We start from the raw sequence: 18019 nt of genomic DNA on the forward strand, positions 1-18019 counted from the left end.
ATGGCAGGTTTAAAACTTCAGGCAGTAACCAAAAGCTGGGACGGCAAAACCCAGGTGATTCAGCCGCTGACGCTCGACGTGGCGGACGGGGAATTCATCGTGATGGTCGGCCCGTCCGGCTGCGGCAAATCCACCCTGCTGCGCATGGTGGCGGGGCTGGAGCGCGTGACCTCGGGCGATATCTGGATTGACCGCCAGCGCGTCACCGAGATGGAACCGAAGGATCGCGGTATTGCGATGGTGTTTCAGAACTACGCCCTCTATCCGCACATGAGCGTGGAAGAGAATATGGCGTGGGGGCTGAAAATCCGCGGCATGGGCAAAGGCCATATCGACGAGCGCGTGAAAGAAGCGGCACGCATTCTGGAACTGGACGGCCTGCTCAAGCGCCGCCCGCGCGAGCTCTCCGGTGGTCAGCGCCAGCGCGTGGCGATGGGACGCGCCATCGTGCGCGACCCGGCGGTATTCCTGTTCGATGAACCGCTCTCCAACCTGGATGCCAAGCTGCGCGTGCAGATGCGTCTTGAGCTGCAGCAGCTCCATCGCCGTCTGAAAACCACCTCCCTGTACGTGACCCACGATCAGGTCGAAGCTATGACTCTTGCCCAGCGCGTGATGGTAATGAACAAAGGCATCGCCGAGCAGATTGGTACGCCGGTGGACGTTTACGAGAAACCGGCCACCCGCTTTGTGGCGAGCTTTATCGGCAGCCCGGCAATGAATTTGCTGGAAGGGCGTATCAGCAATGCAGGCACGCACTTTGAGCTGGAAAGCGGGATGGCATTACCGATCAACTGGTACTATCGTGGCTACGCCGGGCGTAAGATGACGCTCGGGATCCGCCCCGAGCATATCGGTTTAACCTCTCAGGCGGACGGCGGCGTGCCGCTGGTGATGGACACGCTGGAGATGTTGGGGGCAGATAACCTGGCGCACGGGCGCTGGGGCGAGCAAAAAATGGTGGTGCGTCTGGCACATCAGGAGCGCCCGAAAGCAGGCAGCACGCTGTGGCTGCACCTGCCGGAAAATCATCTGCACCTCTTTGATGGTGAAACAGGACAACGAGTATGAGCAACTGGCCTTATCCCCACATCGTCGCCCACCGTGGCGGCGGTAAACTGGCGCCGGAAAATACCCTGGCGGCGATTGATGTTGGCGCGCGCTACGGTCACACGATGATCGAGTTTGACGCCAAGCTGTCGAAGGACGGCGAGATTTTCCTGCTGCATGACGACAACCTCGAACGCACCAGCAACGGCTGGGGCGTGGCGGGTGAACTGCCGTGGCGCGATCTGCTGAAAGTGGATGCCGGAAGCTGGTACAGCGGTGAATTCAAAGGCGAACCGCTGCCGCTGCTGGCGGAGGTGGCGGACCGCTGTCGTCAGCACGGCATGATGGCAAACATTGAAATCAAACCGACCACCGGCACCGGGACGCTGACGGGTAAAGTCATTGCGCTGGCCGCGCGTGAGCTATGGGAAGGGATGACGGCGCCGCTGCTCTCCTCGTTTGAAATTGACGCCCTGGAAGCGGCCCAGGCTGCCGTGCCTGAACTCCCGCGTGGGCTGCTGCTGGACGAGTGGCGTGAGGACTGGCGCGAGCTGACGACCCGCTTAGGCTGTGTCTCTATCCATCTCAATCACAGGCTGCTGGACGAGGCGCGGGTGAAGATGCTCAAAGACGCGGGTCTGCATATTCTGGTTTATACCGTGAATAAACCCCAGCGTGCAGCCGAACTGCTGCGCTGGGGCGTGGACATCATCTGTACCGATGCCATAAACCTGATCGGCCCGAACTTTAGTTCTGCGGGTTAAGCATACTGCCATTCGACTGCGACGGCAGCATATGCTGCTGTCCGCTGCCTGACGACGTCATCCCACCTAACATCCCACCGTTTTTATTCGGCAGCGGCTGCTCACGCACCTGTCCCTGCTGTACGCGCTGGGTGTTGGCGTTCATCTGATTTTGCAGGCTCTGCTGCTGCATCTGGGTCTGCGTTTTCAACTGCTGGTTCAGCATCCCTTTTTGCTGTTGCTGCTGGCTCATCATCTCCGTCTGCATACGCTGCTGGCTCGGGATGACATAACCCTGCTGGTTCGGGTTGTTCATGGTGTTAAGTGGCTGTGCGAGCGCGGCAAACGGGATCAGCGCCGCAAGAATCAGTAAGCGTTTCATTGTCATTTCCTCCTGTTGAGGTCTCTCTTAAGTTTACCCTGATTTCACCATGACGATGATTTTTTAGGAGTTGTGAACCAGGCTTAAGCGGGGAATATGGATCCCTTCACCTGGAGAACAATAATGATGAAACCAACGTTTTTGCGCTGGGTCGCCATCGCCGCGCTGATGGCAGGCGGGACATTTAGCGTGGCGGCCAACCCGCCAGCGGCTCCGCCAGTATCGTATGGCGTGGAGGAAGATGTTTTTCATCCCGTGCGGGCAACCCACGGTATGGTGGCGTCCGTGGATGCGCTGGCAACCCATGTGGGCGTCGACATTCTCAAACAGGGCGGTAACGCGGTAGATGCGGCGGTCGCGGTGGGATATGCACTGGCGGTAACGCACCCGCAGGCGGGGAATCTGGGCGGCGGCGGCTTTATGATGCTGCGCACCAAAGACGGCAAAACGACCGCCATCGACTTCCGCGAAATGGCGCCTGCTCAGGCGTCCCGCGATATGTTCCTCGACGACCAGGGGAACCCGGACAGTAAAAAATCCCTGACTTCCCATCTCGCAAGCGGCACGCCGGGCACCGTGGCGGGCTTCTCGCTGGCGCTGGAGAAATACGGCACCATGCCGCTGAACAAAGTGGTGCAGCCAGCCATTAAACTGGCCCGGGACGGCTTTGTGGTGAATGACGCTCTGGCGGACGATCTCAAAACCTACGGCAGTGAAGTGATTCCCAATCACGAAAACAGTAAAGCCATCTTCTGGAAAGACGGCGAGCCGTTGAAGAAGGGCGATAGGCTGGTGCAGAAGAACCTCGCCAAAAGCCTTGAGCTGATAGCTGAAAACGGTCCGGACGCGTTCTACAAAGGGGCGATTGCTGACCAGATTGCTGAAGAGATGAAGAAAAACGGCGGGCTCATCACCAAAGCGGACCTGGCCGAGTACAAGGCGGTAGAGCGTGAGCCAATTAGCGGAACCTATCGCGGCTACGAAGTCTTCTCGATGCCACCACCGTCATCCGGCGGGATCCACATCGTGCAGATCCTCAATATTCTTGAAAACTTCGATATGCATAAGTTCGGCTTCGGCAGCGCGGATGCGATGCAGGTAATGGCGGAGGCCGAAAAACGCGCCTACGCCGACCGCTCGGAATACCTCGGTGACCCGGACTTCGTGAAGGTGCCGTGGCAGGCGTTGACCAACAAGGCATATGCCAAATCCATTGCTGATGAGATCGACATCAACAAGGCTAAACCGTCCAGCGAGATCCGCCCCGGCAAGCTGGCACCGTATGAAAGCAACCAGACCACCCACTTCTCGGTGGTGGATAAAGACGGTAACGCGGTGGCGGTGACCTATACGCTCAACACCACCTTTGGTACCGGGATTGTGGCGGGCAACAGCGGCATTCTGCTTAACAACGAGATGGATGATTTCTCTGCCAAGCCGGGCGTGCCGAACGTCTACGGTCTGGTCGGCGGCGATGCGAATGCGGTTGGGCCGAAGAAGCGACCGCTCTCGTCAATGTCGCCTACTATCGTGGTGAAAGACGGTAAAACCTGGCTGGTCACCGGCAGTCCTGGCGGAAGCCGGATTATCACTACGGTATTGCAGATGGTGGTCAACAGTATCGATTTTGGGATGAACGTCGCCGAAGCGACCAACGCGCCGCGTTTTCATCACCAGTGGCTGCCGGATGAACTGCGCGTTGAGAAGGGCTTTAGCCCGGACACCATCAAACTGCTGGAGCAACGTGGACAGAAGGTGGCGGTAAAAGAGGCGATGGGCAGCACCCAGAGCATTATGGTCGGGCCGGACGGCGCGCTGTTTGGGGCGTCGGACCCGCGCTCGGTGGATGATTTAACAGCGGGGTACTGATTTTGTTGCCCGGTGGCGCTGCGCTTACCGGGCCTACAACGGCACGAATGTAGGCCGGGTAAGGCGAAGCCTCCACCCGGCAACAAACTACTTCATTCTCGCCATATAATACGCATCCACATACTCACCGTTGCGCAGGGCGTAGCGCTTGCCAGTACCTTCAATCTCGAATCCGTGTTTTTTGTACACGGCTATTGCCGGCTCGTTATCCACAAACACCGTTAATTCGATGCGGTCGACGCGCAGCCAGTTGTCGCACATGTCGATCATGGTGCGGATCAGCGCGCTGGCGACGCCGCGGTTGTGCCACTGTGCGCCTACGCAGATACCAAAATCGGCCACGTGGCTGCGGCGCGGGCGCTGGGCAACATCAATGGTGAGGTGCCCAACCACGATATCGTCAATACAGGCAACCAGTTGCTTAATACCGGGCTGGTCGCCTAGCCGCATCTGCCACATTTCCAGCGAAGGGTGAGGAACCTGTAGCGTGTTGTGGTACACCTCCGGCTGGGCGTGGATCTGACGAATGGCGTCATAATCTTTCGGTTCCGCGTGGCGTATCACAATCTCACTCATCCCTTGTTCCTCAATCAGTTAAATGTCCCTCTCAACATCAATGACTTTAAAATTTGAGTCAACCGCTATTTTTTGCAAAAAGTATTGGACAAGTGCGAATGAGAATGATTATTATTGCTCTGCATTCAGGAAGACCCCTACGGGAACCTGAAAGCACGACATTGCTCACATTGCTTCCAGTATTACTTTAGCCAGCTTTTAGCTGGCTTTTTTTTGTTATGGTTAGACTCAATAACCTTCCAAAAGGACTGAGCCATGACACTACATTGCGCATTTATTGGATTTGGTAAAAGTACGACCCGCTATCACCTGCCGTATGTTCTCAACCGTAAAGACAGTTGGCACGTCGCGCACATCTTCCGCCGCCGTGCGAAGCCGGAAGAGCAACTCCCGCAGTACTCCCATATTCATTTCACCAGCGATCTCGATGAGGTGCTTAACGACCCGCAGGTTAAGCTGGTGGTTGTCTGCACCCACGCCGACAGCCATTTTGACTATGCGAAACGCGCGCTGGAAGCGGGCAAAAACGTGCTGGTGGAAAAACCGTTCACCCCAACCCTTGCCGAAGCGAAAGCGCTGTTCGCGCTGGCAAAAAGCAAAGGGCTAACCGTGACGCCGTACCAGAATCGTCGCTTTGACAGCTGTTTCCTGACGGCGAAAAAAGCGATTGAAAGCGGTAAGCTCGGTGACATTGTGGAAATCGAAAGTCACTTTGATTACTACCGTCCGGTAGCGGAAACCCAACCCGGGCTGCCTCAGGATGGCTCTTTCTACGGGCTTGGCGTGCACACCATGGACCAGGTTATCTCCCTGTTTGGCCGGCCGGACCACGCTGCGTATGACATTCGCAGTCTGCGCAATAAAGCCAACCCGGACGATACCTTTGAAGCGCAGCTGTTCTACGGTGACCTGAAAGCCATCGTCAAAACCAGCCATTTGGTGAAAATCGACTATCCGAAATTTATCGTTCACGGCACCCGTGGCTCGTTCATCAAGTACGGTATCGACCAGCAGGAGACGAGTCTGAAGGCCAACATTATGCCGGGTGAACCGGGCTTTGCGGCGGATGATTCCGTGGGCGTACTGGAATATGTCAACGACGAAGGCGTAACGGTCAAAGAAGCGCTGAAGCCGGAAACCGGCGACTATGGTCGCGTCTACGATGCGCTGTTTGAAACGCTGACCCGCGGGGCACCCAATTACGTCAAGGAATCTGACGTTCTTACCAACCTCGAACTGCTCGAACGGGCGTTCGAACAGGCTTCTCCTGCCACGATCACCCTCGCGAAATAAGCAAAAATGGCTCCTCTGCGCTTGTTCACAATTTTTGAACAGAGGAGTCAATTTTCACCCTCTATGATCCCAGGACGTTTGCGTCCACACTTACTCCATCGAAACGAACTGAGGGTGAAAACAATGATCTATTTACGCAAAGCAAACGAACGTGGTCACGCGAATCATGGCTGGCTGGACTCATGGCATTCATTCTCGTTTGCCGACTACTACGACCCGAACTTCATGGGCTTCTCTGCACTGCGCGTCATTAACGACGACGTGATTGATGCAGGTCAGGGCTTCGGTACCCACCCGCACAAGGACATGGAAATCCTGACCTATGTGCTGGAAGGGGCGGTTGAGCACCAGGACAGCATGGGCAACAAAGAGCAGGTTCCGGCGGGCGAGTTCCAGATCATGAGCGCGGGTACCGGGGTGCGTCATTCCGAGTACAACCCGAGTAAAACGGAAAAACTGCACCTGTATCAAATCTGGATCATTCCAGAAGAGACCGGCATCACGCCGCGCTATGAGCAGCGCCGCTTCGACGCCAAACAGGGCAAACAGCTGGTGCTGTCCCCGGATGCGCGTGAAGGTTCCCTGAAAGTGCATCAGGACATGGAGCTGTACCGCTGGGCGCTGGCGAAAGATGAACAGTCTGTGCATCAGATTGCCGCTAACCGCCGCGTCTGGATCCAGGTAGTGAAAGGTGAGGTGTCCATCAACGGCACCAAAGCCACCACTGCCGATGGTCTGGCGATCTGGGATGAGCAGGCACTCTCCGTGCACGCCGACAGCGAAAGTGAAATCCTGCTGTTTGACCTGCCGCCGGTCTAAATAATTTCTCAACCTTCCCTTTAAACGGGGAAGGTTGAGCTTTGTCCGTGATAAACTGAGCAAATCTCTCACTTCAAGATTTCTCAGGACGATGAAAAAGAAACGCCCCGTACTTCAGGATGTCGCCGATCGCGTCGGTGTGACCAAAATGACGGTCAGCCGCTTTTTACGTAACCCGGAACAGGTTTCCGTGGCGTTGCGTGGCAAGATTGCCGCAGCCCTTGATGAACTGGGTTATATCCCCAACCGCGCACCCGATATTCTTTCCAATGCGACCAGCCGTGCGGTGGGTGTCCTCCTGCCTTCCTTAACCAACCAGGTTTTCGCCGAGGTGCTTCGCGGCATTGAAAGCGTCACCGATGCGTTTGGTTACCAGACCATGCTCGCCCACTACGGGTACAAGCCGGAGCTGGAAGAAGAACGTCTTGAATCCATGCTTTCCTGGAACATCGACGGCCTGATTTTAACCGAACGTACGCACACCGCCCGCACGCTAAAAATGATTGAAGTGGCGGGTATTCCGGTGGTGGAGCTGATGGACAGCCAGTCGCCGTGCCTCGACATCGCCGTGGGTTTTGATAACTTCGAAGCGGCACGTCAGATGACGGCGGCCATCATCGCCCGGGGACATCGTCATATCGCCTATCTGGGCGCGCGTCTTGATGAACGTACTATCATCAAACAGAAGGGATACGAGCAGGCGATGCTCGACGCGAACTTAACCCCGTACAGCGTAATGGTTGAGCAGTCCTCTTCCTATACGTCGGGTATTGAGCTGATGCGTCAGGCGCGACGCGAGTATCCGCAACTGGACGGTATTTTCTGTACCAACGATGACCTTGCGGTCGGTGCAGCGTTCGAATGCCAGCGTCTGGGGCTGAAGATCCCGGAAGATATGGCGATTGCGGGTTTCCACGGCCATGACATCGGCCAGGTGATGGAGCCGCGTCTGGCGAGCGTGCTGACACCGCGTGAACGTATGGGCCGCATTGGCGCAGAACGCCTGCTGGCGCGCATTCGTGGCGAGACGGTTACGCCTAAGATGTTAGATTTAGGTTTCACCTTGTCACCGGGTGGATCTATTTGAGCTGACAAATTTGAACTAGCTCACACTTATTCACTTCGCGCACGTTTGGATATTGCTTCTCTTTTGCCCCGGCAGGACAATGTTACTGATAACTGTTACCCGTAACAATTGACTGAGGGACACCCTTTGAGCACGACTAATCATGATCACCACGTTTACGTCCTGATGGGCGTGTCCGGTAGCGGTAAATCTGCCGTGGCGAGCGAAGTGGCGCATCAACTCCAGGCTGCGTTTCTTGATGGTGACTTCCTCCATCCGCGCAGCAACATCATGAAAATGGCCTCCGGCGAGCCGCTGAACGACGACGATCGCAAACCGTGGCTGCAGGCGCTGAACGACGCCGCATTCGCCATGCAGCGTACCAACAAAGTTTCGCTGATCGTCTGCTCCGCGCTGAAAAAAACCTACCGCGATCTGCTGCGCGACGGCAACCCGAACCTCTCTTTCATCTACCTGAAAGGCGATTTCGAGGTGATTGAAAGCCGACTGAAGGCGCGTAAAGGTCACTTCTTCAAAACCCAGATGCTGGTGACGCAGTTCGACGCGCTCCAGGAGCCGGGTGAAGATGAGAAAGACGTCTTAGTGGTTGATATCGAGCAGTCACTGGAGGGTGTTGTAGCCAGCACCATCGAGGTCATTAATAAAAGGCAGTAAGTTTTGAGTACATTAACGCTAGTTTTGACAGCAGTGGGTTCGGTATTGCTGCTGCTGTTTTTAGTGATGAAGGCGCGTATGCACGCCTTCGTTGCTTTGATGGTGGTTTCTATTGGTGCAGGTCTCTTTTCCGGTATGCCGCTCGACAAGATCGCTGCGACGATGGAAAAAGGGATGGGAGGCACGCTCGGCTTCCTGGCGATAGTGGTCGCGCTGGGCGCGATGTTTGGCAAGATTTTACATGAGACGGGCGCGGTCGATCAGATTGCCGTCAAGATGCTGAAATCCTTCGGCCACAGCCGCGCGCACTATGCGATTGGTCTGGCGGGTCTGATTTGCGCGCTGCCGCTGTTCTTCGAGGTGGCGGTTGTGCTGCTGATTAGCGTGGCATTCTCTATGGCGCGTCATACCGGTACCAACCTCGTGAAGCTGGTCATTCCGCTGTTTGCGGGCGTGGCGGCAGCGGCAGCGTTTCTGTTGCCTGGGCCCGCGCCGATGCTGCTGGCCTCCCAGATGCACGCTGACTTTGGCTGGATGATCCTGATTGGCCTGTGCGCCGCGATCCCGGGAATGATCATTGCCGGCCCGCTGTGGGGCAACTTCATTAGCCGTTACGTTGAGCTGCACATTCCGGATGACATCACCGAGCCGCATTTGGGCGAAGGCAAAATGCCGTCCTTTGGCTTCAGTCTGTCACTGATCCTGCTCCCGCTGGTCCTCGTGGGTCTGAAAACCATCGCAGCGCGTTTTGTGCCGGTGGGCTCTACCGCCTACGAATGGTTTGAGTTCATTGGTCACCCGTTTACGGCGATCCTGGTGGCATGTCTGGTGGCTATTTACGGCCTGGCGATGCGTCAGGGAATGCCGAAAGACCGCGTGATGGAGATCTGCGGTGCCGCGCTGCAGCCTGCGGGTATTATCCTGCTGGTGATTGGTGCCGGTGGCGTGTTCAAGCAGGTGCTGGTGGATTCTGGCGTGGGCCCGGCTCTGGGTGAAGCGCTGACCGGAATGGGCCTGCCGATTGCGGTAACCTGCTTCGTGCTGGCGGCGGCCGTGCGTATTATCCAGGGTTCCGCCACCGTGGCGTGTTTAACTGCGGTGGGTCTGGTAATGCCGGTGATTGAACAGCTGAACTACTCCGGTGCGCAGATGGCAGCGCTGTCTATCTGTATCGCGGGCGGTTCAATTGTGGTCTCTCACGTTAACGACGCTGGCTTCTGGCTGTTCGGTAAATTTACCGGCGCCACCGAAGCGCAAACCCTGAAAACCTGGACGCTGATGGAAACCATCCTCGGTACGACGGGTGCGATTGTCGGGATGATTGCCTTTACGTTGCTGAGCTGAATGCGGTGATTTAACCCGGCTCAAAAATAAGGCCCGGTAGCGTTAACGCTGACCGGGCCTTAATCTTTTCATCTAATGCAGAACATCAGGCCGGGAAAGGTGAAACCACCACCCGGCTTTTTTACATCATTCGCCCTGCGTCGCGCTCTCAATCGTCAAGCGCACATCTGACGTAATCAGCTCTGCCAGCATCTGGTAAACCTTCAGCGTCTCTTCTGGCTCGGCATCGCCCGTATCACTGATGAAGCCTTCATCACGCAGCGTCAGCACGAGGGAACTGAAGACCGCTTTGTCGAAGAATTCTGGTGCGTTAATGCCGTGCAGCACAGACAGGCGCTGTGCCAGCGTCCGGCTCTCTTTCTCCAGCGTACCGCGGTTGATCGACGGGTTCGCACTCAGCAGCCAGAACGTAATGGCGTAGCGCTGCAGCGTTTCGCGCGCACCGGCCGCCAGCAGCTGCAGGGTTCGGGAGCGTGACGGATTGATATGCAGCTCATCGTTGGCAACGGTGATCAGCCCCTGACGACGAAGTTCTTCCGTCAGTTTATCCAGCTCAACGGCCAGCTCATCTTTGCTCCAGCGCAGGAACAACTCCGCTTTCAGCATCGGGTAGAGCGTATCAACGTGACGCAATAGCTCCTGACGTGAAATGTGGCGATGCTGGGTAATGATAGCCGCCATCAGCGACGGCAGCATCAGCATATGCGCGATGTTGTTGCGATAGTACGTCATCAACACGGCCTGTTCGCGCGGCAGAATGATAATGTCGCCGATCGTATCCTTCTCGACTTCAAACTTGTTCATCTGCAACGCGTGATCGATGAGCTCGCTGGCGGTAGCCGCAGGAACCGTTGAATCAACCGAGTAAGGCACGTTGCGCATCATGTCCAGGTAGCAGTCCAGCTGCTCCGTGAGCTGTTCACGGGTCAGGGAGCGCTGACGAGAAGCCAGTAGCGCGGTACAGCACAGGTTCATGGCGTTAGCCGCCCCCGCGTTGTTAATACGCACCATCAGCTCGGATGCAATGCCGTTAACCGTTGGTGTCAGCCAGGCAGGACGAACCGCTTCGATAGGATCGATGGATTCGCGCCACTCCGGAACGTGATGGTTCAGGTACGTCATCAGCGGCATTGGCTCGCCAAAGTTCACGTAGCCCTGACCCAGGTTGCGTAACTTGCTCAGGCCGCGCAACATCTGCGGCAGGCTCTCTTTCTCTTTGGTTGCGCCACGCAGTTCTTTGGCATACGTACCCACTTCCATGACGTGCTCATAACCAATGTAGATAGGCACCAGCGTGATCGGACGGGTTCCGCCGCGCAGCATCGCCTGAATGGTCATCGACAGCGTGCCGGTCTTCGGATCAAGCAGACGTCCGGTACGGGAGCGACCACCCTCTACGAAGTACTCCACGGAATAGCCGCGGCTGAACAGTTCGCCCAGATACTCGCGGAACACGGTGGAGTAGAGCTTATTGCCCTTGAAGGTACGACGGATAAAGAAGGCGCCCAGGCGGCGGAAGATCGGGCCCGCTGGCCAGAAATTCAGGTTAATACCGGCCGCGATGTGCGGTGGTACCAGCCCCTGGTGATAGAGCACGTAGGAGAGAAGCAGGTAGTCCATGTGGCTGCGGTGGCAGGGGACATAGACAATTTCATGGCCATCATGCGCCAGCTGGCGTACACGCTCGGCGTTATGAACGTTGATGCCCTGATACAGGCGGTTCCAGGTAAAGCCGAGAATACGATCGGAAAGGCGAATCATCTCGTAAGAGAAGTTCGCGGCAATCTCTTCCATCAGCGCAATGGCGTTCTGCTGGGCTTTCTCATGCGAAATCTTCTTGCTACGCGCTTCGTCTTCAACGGCGCGGGCGATCGCTTTGGAGGCCAACAGTTTGTTGAACAGGTCCTGACGCGCCGGGAGTCGTGGCCCGACGGCCGCGAGGCGCTGACGGGCGAAGTGCATACGTGCTACGCGCGCCAGCTTCTGCGCGATGATCTTGTCGGTACCGTGCTCATCTGCCATTCGGCGCAGTGAAACGGAAGGGGAGAAGCGCACAAAGCTGTCGCGTCCCAGCCAGGAGACCGCGAAGAACTTCTGGATGCCGTTAAGCATACGCAGCGGCGGATTCTCTTCGCCTTTTTCACGGCCCGGACGGCGGCCAAACATCACCGATACCGGCACCATCTGCACATCCAAATCGGGATTGCTGCGGTGCAGGTCGAGATAGTCGTGGAACAGCTTAATGGACTCTTCTTTTGGCGTGTAATAGGTAAATACACGCGGCCCGCCATGAATGAACACGTAGCGCGGCAGCAACGTGCCGTCGACTTCCAGCGGTTCAAGCGGGTCAGGTAAGTCATGCGCCAGACATTGGGCGCGAAGGGTCAGTAAGTCTGCCTTCGAGTTATAAGGCAAAACGTACATAATAGGACGCGACGTATCGAGCCCCAATTCCAGCGCGGGTTCTGCTGGGATAGACTTGCTTTTTACCAGGATGCTTAATGGTAAATTAAGTAATTTGTAGTAAATTCGTGGCCAGCCGGACATAAACGATGTAAAGCCTCTGGTTAATAATGCAATTGCGGCGCAAGGATAACAGAAAGCGCGCAAAATTTCTGTTGTTACCCGTCATACTTCAGGCTGTAGCGAAACGCGCTACAGTTCCTGTTACTGACGCTTTTTTTCATAAAAGGTTCTTTTAATGGCCAATAATACCACTGGGTTAACGCGTATCATCAAAGCCGCCGGCTATTCATGGAAAGGTTTCCGTGCCGCGTGGATCAACGAAGCCGCCTTTCGTCAGGAAGGTGTCGCCGCTATCATCGCGGTCATCATCGCCTGTTTCCTTGATGTCGATGCTATTACCCGCGTACTTCTCATCGGTTCCGTGCTTCTGGTGATGATAGTGGAAATTCTCAATAGCGCTATTGAGGCCGTTGTTGACCGTATTGGCTCAGAGTTCCACGAGCTCTCCGGTCGCGCGAAAGACATGGGTTCTGCCGCTGTGCTGCTGGCGATTATCACTGCAGTCATTACCTGGGTCACGCTGCTTTGGTCACATTTCCGATGAGCCTCGAGGAATAATTAAGTCCCTGGTTTTTTGTGCAGTTTTTGGTTCCAAAATCACCTTTGACTGTATATACTCACAGCATAACTGTATATACACCCAGGGGGCGGAATGAAAGCATTAACGACCAGGCAGCAAGAGGTGTTTGATCTCATTCGGGATCATATCGGCCAGACGGGTATGCCACCCACGCGTGCGGAAATCGCTCAGCGTCTGGGCTTCCGTTCTCCGAATGCTGCCGAAGAACACCTGAAAGCGCTGGCACGTAAGGGCGTGATTGAAATTGTTTCAGGCGCGTCACGCGGTATCCGCCTGCTGGTGGAAGAAGAGACGGGCATTCCGCTGATAGGCCGTGTTGCTGCGGGTGAGCCGCTACTGGCACAGCAGCATATCGAAGGCCACTACCAGGTTGATCCTGGTATGTTCAAGCCGAGCGCAGATTTTCTGCTGCGCGTAAGCGGCATGTCGATGAAAGATATCGGCATTCTCGACGGCGATCTGCTGGCGGTACACAAAACGCAGGATGTGCGGAACGGCCAGGTGGTGGTCGCGCGCATTGATGACGAAGTGACCGTTAAGCGTCTGAAAAAGCAGGGTAACACCGTTCAGTTGCTGCCCGAAAACAGCGAGTTCTCTCCCATTGTGGTCGATCTCCGCGAACAGAGCTTCTCTATCGAAGGTCTGGCGGTCGGTGTGATTCGCAACGGTGAATGGCTGTAATCTCTTCCTGACAGGCTACGGTTCCGCTGTAGCCTGCTTTATTGACCACTCCCGGTGTTTCTCATGTCACTGCTGACGGCATCCGATAAGGCATTGTGGCGTCTTGCACTGCCGATGATTTTCTCCAATATCACCGTGCCCTTGCTGGGTCTGGTCGACACGGCCGTTATTGGGCATCTCGATTCCCCTGTCTATCTTGGCGGCGTGGCGATTGGCGCGACGGCAACCAGCTTCCTCTTTATGCTGCTGCTCTTTTTGCGCATGAGCACCACCGGACTCACGGCACAGGCGTATGGTGCAAAAGATCCGTTACGTCTGGCGCGGGCGCTGGTGCAGCCGCTGATTCTTGCGCTGGGCGCGGGCGCGTTAATCGTTTTACTCCGCGATCCCCTGATTGACCTTGCGCTTCATATCGTTGGCGGCAGTGAGGCGGTACTGGAGCAGGCGCGACGTTTTCTCGAAATCCGCTGGCTCAGTGCGCCCGCTTCGCTGGCAAATCTGGTTCTGCTGGGTTGGTTACTGGGCGTTCAGTATGCTCGTGCGCCAGTGATTCTGCTGGTCGTGGGAAACCTGCTCAACATCGTGCTGGATCTCTGGCTGGTGATGGGCCTCCATATGAACGTGCGGGGCGCGGCACTGGCGACGGCGATTGCTGAATACGGGACCTTTGTGATGGGGCTGTGGATGGTCTGGCGCGTGCTGGCGATGCGCGGGATCTCCCTCGCGCTGCTGAAAACCGCATGGCGCGGCAATATCCGTAAGCTGCTGGCGCTTAACCGTGACATCATGCTGCGCTCGCTGCTTCTGCAACTCTGCTTCGGCGCGCTGACGGTCTTCGGTGCACGGCTGGGGCCTGAAATCGTCGCGGTCAACGCGGTATTGATGACGCTGCTGACGTTTACCGCCTATGCGCTGGACGGCTTTGCCTACGCGGTTGAAGCACATTCGGGGCAGGCGTATGGAGCGCGTGAAAGCGGGCAGCTTCATGATGTCTGGCGGGCAGCCTGCCGTCAGTCAGGACTGGTAGCGCTGGTGTTTGCCGTGGTCTATGCCTGCTTCGGCGAACAGATTGTTGCTTTACTGACCTCTCTCCCTGCGCTGCGCGAACTGGCGAGCCACTATCTCATCTGGCAAGTCATCTTACCGGTGGTGGGTGTCTGGTGTTATCTGCTGGACGGCATGTTTATTGGTGCGACGCGCGGGGCGGAAATGCGTAACAGTATGGCCGTTGCGGCGGCGGGATTTGGCCTGACGCTGCTGACGCTTCCCTGGCTGGGTAATCACGGTTTGTGGTTGGCGCTTGCGGTCTTTCTCTCTCTGCGTGGCCTGTCGCTGGCTTTTATATGGCGCCGCCACTGGCAAAACAATACCTGGTTTCCTTCGCGTCACGATATATCGTGATGGTTAAAGATTCCGAATATGAAATCAACCGCCGAATCCTTAACTACAATAATTATCACGTCCAGCAGAAAAGAACGTAACGGACGTTACGACCCGACGCTTAACTAAGAGGACACGATGATGAATAAAGACGAAATCGGCGGCAACTGGAAGCAGTTCAAAGGTAAAGCGAAAGAACAGTGGGGTAAGCTGACAGATGACGATATGACCGTCATTGAAGGTAAGCGCGATCAGCTTGTCGGTAAAATTCAGGAACGTTACGGCTACGCGAAAGATCAGGCGGAAAACGAAGTCAAAGACTGGGAAACCCGCAATGATTACCGCTGGTAACGCTGAATAACCTACTGGGGCGGCTTCAGGCCGCCTTTTCTTTTGCTGCTAACGCGGCTTTTTTTTCACCAGAATAGAGTGGTCATGCTGACACTCATCCTGATGTCGACACGCTTCCACCTCGACACACGCTGAACACAGCCCGTGTGCTTCAATCACATTATGACGCAGGGCAAACCCCATTCTTGCCGCCAGCGTATGCATAATGTCTTCCACGCCTTCCGCAGCTTCTTCTTTCACTACGCCACAACGGTCGCAGATAAACATGGCCGACGTGTGGGTGGGCTGATCGAAAAGATGGCACAGTACATAGCTGTTTGTGGATTCCACTTTATGAACAAATCCTTGTTCCAGCAGGAAATCCAGCGCGCGATACACTGTTGGCGGTTTAGCCTGCGGCTCGCTTTCGCGGAGCAGGTCGAGCAGGTCATAGGCGCTGATGGCACCCTGTTGCAGGCTCATCAGACGTAAGACTTCAAGGCGCTGCGGAGTCAGGCGCACATTGCGTTGCGCGCACAGCTTTTCGGCCTGCGCTAACAGCTCTTTTGTGGACTTATCCATTGAGCACCTCGGATGTTCTGGGACGTAAAACCCTCACTTTATCATGTTCTGGTAAAAACACCGATATCCGTCAGGCTGTGCTATACCTGACGCATCGCAAATCGGGAATTTCATCATGAAAAAACCAGACTGTATTAAGCACTGGCGCAACATAGAAGGGCCGGATGACGCCACCTACCCCGACAGTAATGAGCTCTTTTCTATCGGTGCACCGCTGGCCCGCAGCCTTGGCCTCCGACGTATCGGCATTCATCATGAGCGTTTATTGCCCGGGCGTCGGACATCCTATCCCCATGCAGAGAGTGACGAAGAAGAGTTTATCTACGTGCTTGAGGGCTATCCTGAAGCCTGGATTAATGGCTATTTGTGGAAACTTGAACCCGGCGACAGCGTGGGCTTTCCTGCCGGAACCGGCGTCTGCCATACCTTTATCAACAACACGGATGAAGAGGTTCGGTTACTGGTGGTGGGCGAGGCCAACAAGAAGCACAACCGCATCTACTATCCGCTCAATCCGGTCTATGCTGCCACGCGGGAGGATCGCTGGGTTGACCATCCTCCGCAGTTTTTTGGCCCGCATGATGGAAAACCTGTGAAAAAATAATTTCCTCTTCTATAAATATTGAAGGCCGTCACAAATTACAACAGGCCGTAAGGGAATTTCACTTAGGGAAAGAAATAGCGGGTCTTTTGCTTCTTATTCACAGCAATAGTTCGTTCCTGTTTGGGTGATAACAGACAGGAGTTATCTAATAACAAACTATTACGGGCATACTGTGAAAAAACATTTTAAATTTTCGGTGGTTAGCATTGCTGTTTCCCTGTTTATGGCAAATCAGGCGGGAGCAGCCAATACCTGGACAGAATCACGTAGCGACGCCATGGGCGGGACGGGCGTAGCCGCTGGCAGTTATGGCAGCGGAGCGTTAATCAACCCCGCGCTGCTGGCAAAGGCAAAACCGGACGATGATGTGACGGTCATTTTGCCATCCGTTGGGGTGCAGGTGACGGATGAAGACAATCTTCAGGATGAGATTGATACCATCAACGACAAAATCAATCACTATAAGGATGTGGTTGATAACCTTACGCCTATTGAAGTCATCACCAATCCGTTAGGTTCGATCAACCAGTTCCAGGGCGCGGCCAAAGATCTTGCCGATGAACTGGACTATCTCAAGGGTAAAACTGCACGTGCAACGGCAGGGGCAGGACTTGCCGTGAGTATCCCTAACGATGTGCTTTCCGTGGCCTTTATGGCCAAAGGTTATGCTCATGGTCGGGTTAGCTCATCTATCGACCAGCAAGATATTGATTATCTGCGCAGTATTCAACGAAGCGATGTGGTTGCTGCCGGTGTTGCCCTGGATGCAGCGCTGAATGGCACGGATCAGATTACCAAAAACCTCAACTCAACGGCGTCTGGTCGGGCGGCGATTGTGTCCGACTACGGTATTGCGGTTGCCCGTCAGTTCGATCTCGGGGGCATCCCGGTTTCCGTTGGCGTCACGCCAAAACTGCAAAAAACCTGGATCTATAACTACACCACTTCCATCTACGATTACGACAGTAATAAGTGGAACGATAGCCGCTACCGTACAGACGATACGGGCTTTAACGTTGATGCTGGTATTGCCGCTGATTTTGGCGAAAACTGGACGGTCGGCCTGAGCGGGCAAAACCTGATGTCACGCGATATCGACAGCAAGGATATCCGCATCCGCAACGGGCGTACGGGAGAAGTGGTGAGCTATAAAGACACCTACCAGATCCGTCCGCTGGTCACCGCGGGCGCCGCCTGGCACAACGATCTGGTCACGCTGACTGCTGATGGCGATCTGACCGAAACCAAAGGTTTCAAGAGCGAAGATACGTCGCAGTATGTTGGGGTAGGTGCTGAAGTGACCCCGCTGAGCTGGCTGGCGGTACGCGCAGGTTATCGCGCTGACGTGAAGGGTAACGACAGCAACGTCTTTACCGGTGGTGTCGGCTTCGCGCCGTTCAACACCGTGCATGTTGACCTGATGGGCCTCTACGGTGAAGACGAAACCTGGGGCGCAGGGGCACAGCTAAGCATGACGTTCTAAAGTGCACCGGAGGCGCTGCGCCTCCGGCTTTTCTTT

18 protein-coding genes are annotated in these 18019 nt (G+C 55.6%); 14 read left to right on the top strand and 4 right to left on the bottom strand.

The genetic code is table 11. The features are described 5' to 3' along the window. Together BFV64_RS01320 and ugpQ are read left to right on the top strand one after the other, a co-directional pair. Window positions 1–1071 (top strand): sn-glycerol-3-phosphate import ATP-binding protein UgpC, encoded by a 1071-nt coding sequence (locus BFV64_RS01320; RefSeq protein WP_014882127.1) that lies wholly within the window; start codon window positions 1–3, stop codon window positions 1069–1071. Further along, entirely contained in the window at window positions 1068–1814 is a 747-nt protein-coding gene (ugpQ, locus tag BFV64_RS01325) for a glycerophosphodiester phosphodiesterase (RefSeq protein ID WP_069601621.1), read from the top strand. Before BFV64_RS01320 ends, ugpQ begins: the two co-directional genes overlap by 4 nt. On the opposite strand, the gene BFV64_RS01330 is transcribed toward ugpQ, so the two are convergent. Continuing rightward, window positions 1798–2175, bottom strand: a complete 378-nt coding sequence (locus BFV64_RS01330) for a DUF2756 family protein (protein ID WP_023331795.1) — start codon at window positions 2173–2175, stop codon at window positions 1798–1800. The two genes, ugpQ and BFV64_RS01330, sit on opposite strands and share 17 nt — an antisense overlap. A gap of 123 nt (window positions 2176–2298) precedes the next feature. On the opposite strand from BFV64_RS01330, the gene ggt reads away from it, so the two are divergent. After that, complete coding sequence (gene ggt / locus BFV64_RS01335; protein ID WP_176261101.1) at window positions 2299–4044, top strand: gamma-glutamyltransferase; 1746 nt, start codon at window positions 2299–2301, stop codon at window positions 4042–4044. An 87-nt stretch (window positions 4045–4131) separates the two neighbouring features. Here the strand turns inward: ggt and yhhY are convergent, their stop codons facing one another. Continuing rightward, window positions 4132–4620 carry an N-acetyltransferase gene (gene yhhY / locus BFV64_RS01340; RefSeq protein WP_014882131.1) on the bottom strand — a complete coding sequence of 163 codons (489 nt, stop codon included), beginning with the start codon at window positions 4618–4620 and terminating at the stop codon, window positions 4132–4134. A 255-nt stretch (window positions 4621–4875) separates the two neighbouring features. On the opposite strand from yhhY, the gene BFV64_RS01345 reads away from it, so the two are divergent. From BFV64_RS01345 to gntU, 5 genes are all read left to right on the top strand, one after another. Beyond that, window positions 4876–5913 (top strand): oxidoreductase, encoded by a 1038-nt coding sequence (locus tag BFV64_RS01345; RefSeq protein ID WP_014882132.1) that lies wholly within the window; start codon window positions 4876–4878, stop codon window positions 5911–5913. A 123-nt stretch (window positions 5914–6036) separates the two neighbouring features. Continuing rightward, window positions 6037–6732: a pirin family protein gene (locus BFV64_RS01350; RefSeq protein WP_000639796.1), complete on the top strand. Its 696-nt coding sequence runs from the start codon at window positions 6037–6039 to the stop codon at window positions 6730–6732. 91 nt (window positions 6733–6823) lie between these two features. Next, window positions 6824–7819 carry a gluconate operon transcriptional repressor GntR gene (gene gntR / locus BFV64_RS01355; protein WP_014882133.1) on the top strand — a complete coding sequence of 332 codons (996 nt, stop codon included), beginning with the start codon at window positions 6824–6826 and terminating at the stop codon, window positions 7817–7819. 126 nt (window positions 7820–7945) lie between these two features. Further along, window positions 7946–8473, top strand: a complete 528-nt coding sequence (gene gntK / locus BFV64_RS01360) for a gluconokinase (protein WP_069601622.1) — start codon at window positions 7946–7948, stop codon at window positions 8471–8473. A gap of 3 nt (window positions 8474–8476) precedes the next feature. After that, complete coding sequence (gene gntU, locus BFV64_RS01365; protein WP_014833577.1) at window positions 8477–9817, top strand: gluconate transporter; 1341 nt, start codon at window positions 8477–8479, stop codon at window positions 9815–9817. A 126-nt stretch (window positions 9818–9943) separates the two neighbouring features. Here the strand turns inward: gntU and plsB are convergent, their stop codons facing one another. Beyond that, the gene (plsB, locus tag BFV64_RS01370; RefSeq protein ID WP_014882135.1) at window positions 9944–12364 is read right to left on the bottom strand and encodes a glycerol-3-phosphate 1-O-acyltransferase PlsB; all 2421 of its coding nucleotides are present in this window, start codon (window positions 12362–12364) and stop codon (window positions 9944–9946) included. Between the two features lie 154 nt (window positions 12365–12518). Here plsB and BFV64_RS01375 point away from each other — a divergent pair, with 154 nt between their 5' ends. From BFV64_RS01375 to BFV64_RS01390, 4 genes are all read left to right on the top strand, one after another. Next, complete coding sequence (locus tag BFV64_RS01375) at window positions 12519–12887, top strand: diacylglycerol kinase (RefSeq protein ID WP_014882136.1); 369 nt, start codon at window positions 12519–12521, stop codon at window positions 12885–12887. A gap of 108 nt (window positions 12888–12995) precedes the next feature. Then, the gene (lexA, locus tag BFV64_RS01380; RefSeq protein WP_014882137.1) at window positions 12996–13604 is read left to right on the top strand and encodes a transcriptional repressor LexA; all 609 of its coding nucleotides are present in this window, start codon (window positions 12996–12998) and stop codon (window positions 13602–13604) included. Between the two features lie 63 nt (window positions 13605–13667). Then, window positions 13668–15005 carry an MATE family efflux transporter DinF gene (dinF, locus tag BFV64_RS01385; protein WP_014882138.1) on the top strand — a complete coding sequence of 446 codons (1338 nt, stop codon included), beginning with the start codon at window positions 13668–13670 and terminating at the stop codon, window positions 15003–15005. Window positions 15006–15125: 120 nt separating this feature from the next. Continuing rightward, on the top strand, window positions 15126–15335 hold the full coding sequence (locus tag BFV64_RS01390; protein ID WP_014882139.1) for a CsbD family protein: 210 nt from the start codon (window positions 15126–15128) through the stop codon (window positions 15333–15335). Between the two features lie 48 nt (window positions 15336–15383). On the opposite strand, the gene zur is transcribed toward BFV64_RS01390, so the two are convergent. Then, the gene (zur, locus tag BFV64_RS01395; RefSeq protein WP_014882140.1) at window positions 15384–15896 is read right to left on the bottom strand and encodes a zinc uptake transcriptional repressor Zur; all 513 of its coding nucleotides are present in this window, start codon (window positions 15894–15896) and stop codon (window positions 15384–15386) included. Between the two features lie 115 nt (window positions 15897–16011). On the opposite strand from zur, the gene BFV64_RS01400 reads away from it, so the two are divergent. Next, complete coding sequence (locus tag BFV64_RS01400; RefSeq protein ID WP_059373128.1) at window positions 16012–16500, top strand: cupin domain-containing protein; 489 nt, start codon at window positions 16012–16014, stop codon at window positions 16498–16500. A gap of 223 nt (window positions 16501–16723) precedes the next feature. Beyond that, entirely contained in the window at window positions 16724–17983 is a 1260-nt protein-coding gene (locus BFV64_RS01405; protein ID WP_176602214.1) for a conjugal transfer protein TraF, read from the top strand. The last annotated feature ends 36 nt before the right edge of the window (window positions 17984–18019 follow it).

The sequence above is a fragment of the Enterobacter kobei genome (assembly GCF_001729765.1).
In the GTDB taxonomy this organism is placed as follows: domain Bacteria; phylum Pseudomonadota; class Gammaproteobacteria; order Enterobacterales; family Enterobacteriaceae; genus Enterobacter; species Enterobacter kobei.

Bases quoted from the DNA above. Each gene is read 5' to 3' on its own strand.
- ugpQ (WP_069601621.1), top strand. From the start codon at position 1,068: ATGAGCAACTGGCCTTATCCCCACATCGTCGCCCACCGTGGCGGCGGT.
- BFV64_RS01330 (WP_023331795.1), bottom strand. From the start codon at position 2,175: ATGAAACGCTTACTGATTCTTGCGGCGCTGATCCCGTTTGCCGCGCTC.
- BFV64_RS01405 (WP_176602214.1), top strand. From the start codon at position 16,724: ATGGCAAATCAGGCGGGAGCAGCCAATACCTGGACAGAATCACGTAGC.
- BFV64_RS01320 (WP_014882127.1), top strand. From the start codon at position 1: ATGGCAGGTTTAAAACTTCAGGCAGTAACCAAAAGCTGGGACGGCAAA.
- zur (WP_014882140.1), bottom strand. From the start codon at position 15,896: ATGGATAAGTCCACAAAAGAGCTGTTAGCGCAGGCCGAAAAGCTGTGC.
- BFV64_RS01390 (WP_014882139.1), top strand. From the start codon at position 15,126: ATGAATAAAGACGAAATCGGCGGCAACTGGAAGCAGTTCAAAGGTAAA.
- ggt (WP_176261101.1), top strand. From the start codon at position 2,299: ATGATGAAACCAACGTTTTTGCGCTGGGTCGCCATCGCCGCGCTGATG.
- yhhY (WP_014882131.1), bottom strand. From the start codon at position 4,620: ATGAGTGAGATTGTGATACGCCACGCGGAACCGAAAGATTATGACGCC.
- dinF (WP_014882138.1), top strand. From the start codon at position 13,668: ATGTCACTGCTGACGGCATCCGATAAGGCATTGTGGCGTCTTGCACTG.
- BFV64_RS01350 (WP_000639796.1), top strand. From the start codon at position 6,037: ATGATCTATTTACGCAAAGCAAACGAACGTGGTCACGCGAATCATGGC.
- BFV64_RS01375 (WP_014882136.1), top strand. From the start codon at position 12,519: ATGGCCAATAATACCACTGGGTTAACGCGTATCATCAAAGCCGCCGGC.
- BFV64_RS01400 (WP_059373128.1), top strand. From the start codon at position 16,012: ATGAAAAAACCAGACTGTATTAAGCACTGGCGCAACATAGAAGGGCCG.
- gntR (WP_014882133.1), top strand. From the start codon at position 6,824: ATGAAAAAGAAACGCCCCGTACTTCAGGATGTCGCCGATCGCGTCGGT.
- plsB (WP_014882135.1), bottom strand. From the start codon at position 12,364: ATGTCCGGCTGGCCACGAATTTACTACAAATTACTTAATTTACCATTA.
- BFV64_RS01345 (WP_014882132.1), top strand. From the start codon at position 4,876: ATGACACTACATTGCGCATTTATTGGATTTGGTAAAAGTACGACCCGC.
- lexA (WP_014882137.1), top strand. From the start codon at position 12,996: ATGAAAGCATTAACGACCAGGCAGCAAGAGGTGTTTGATCTCATTCGG.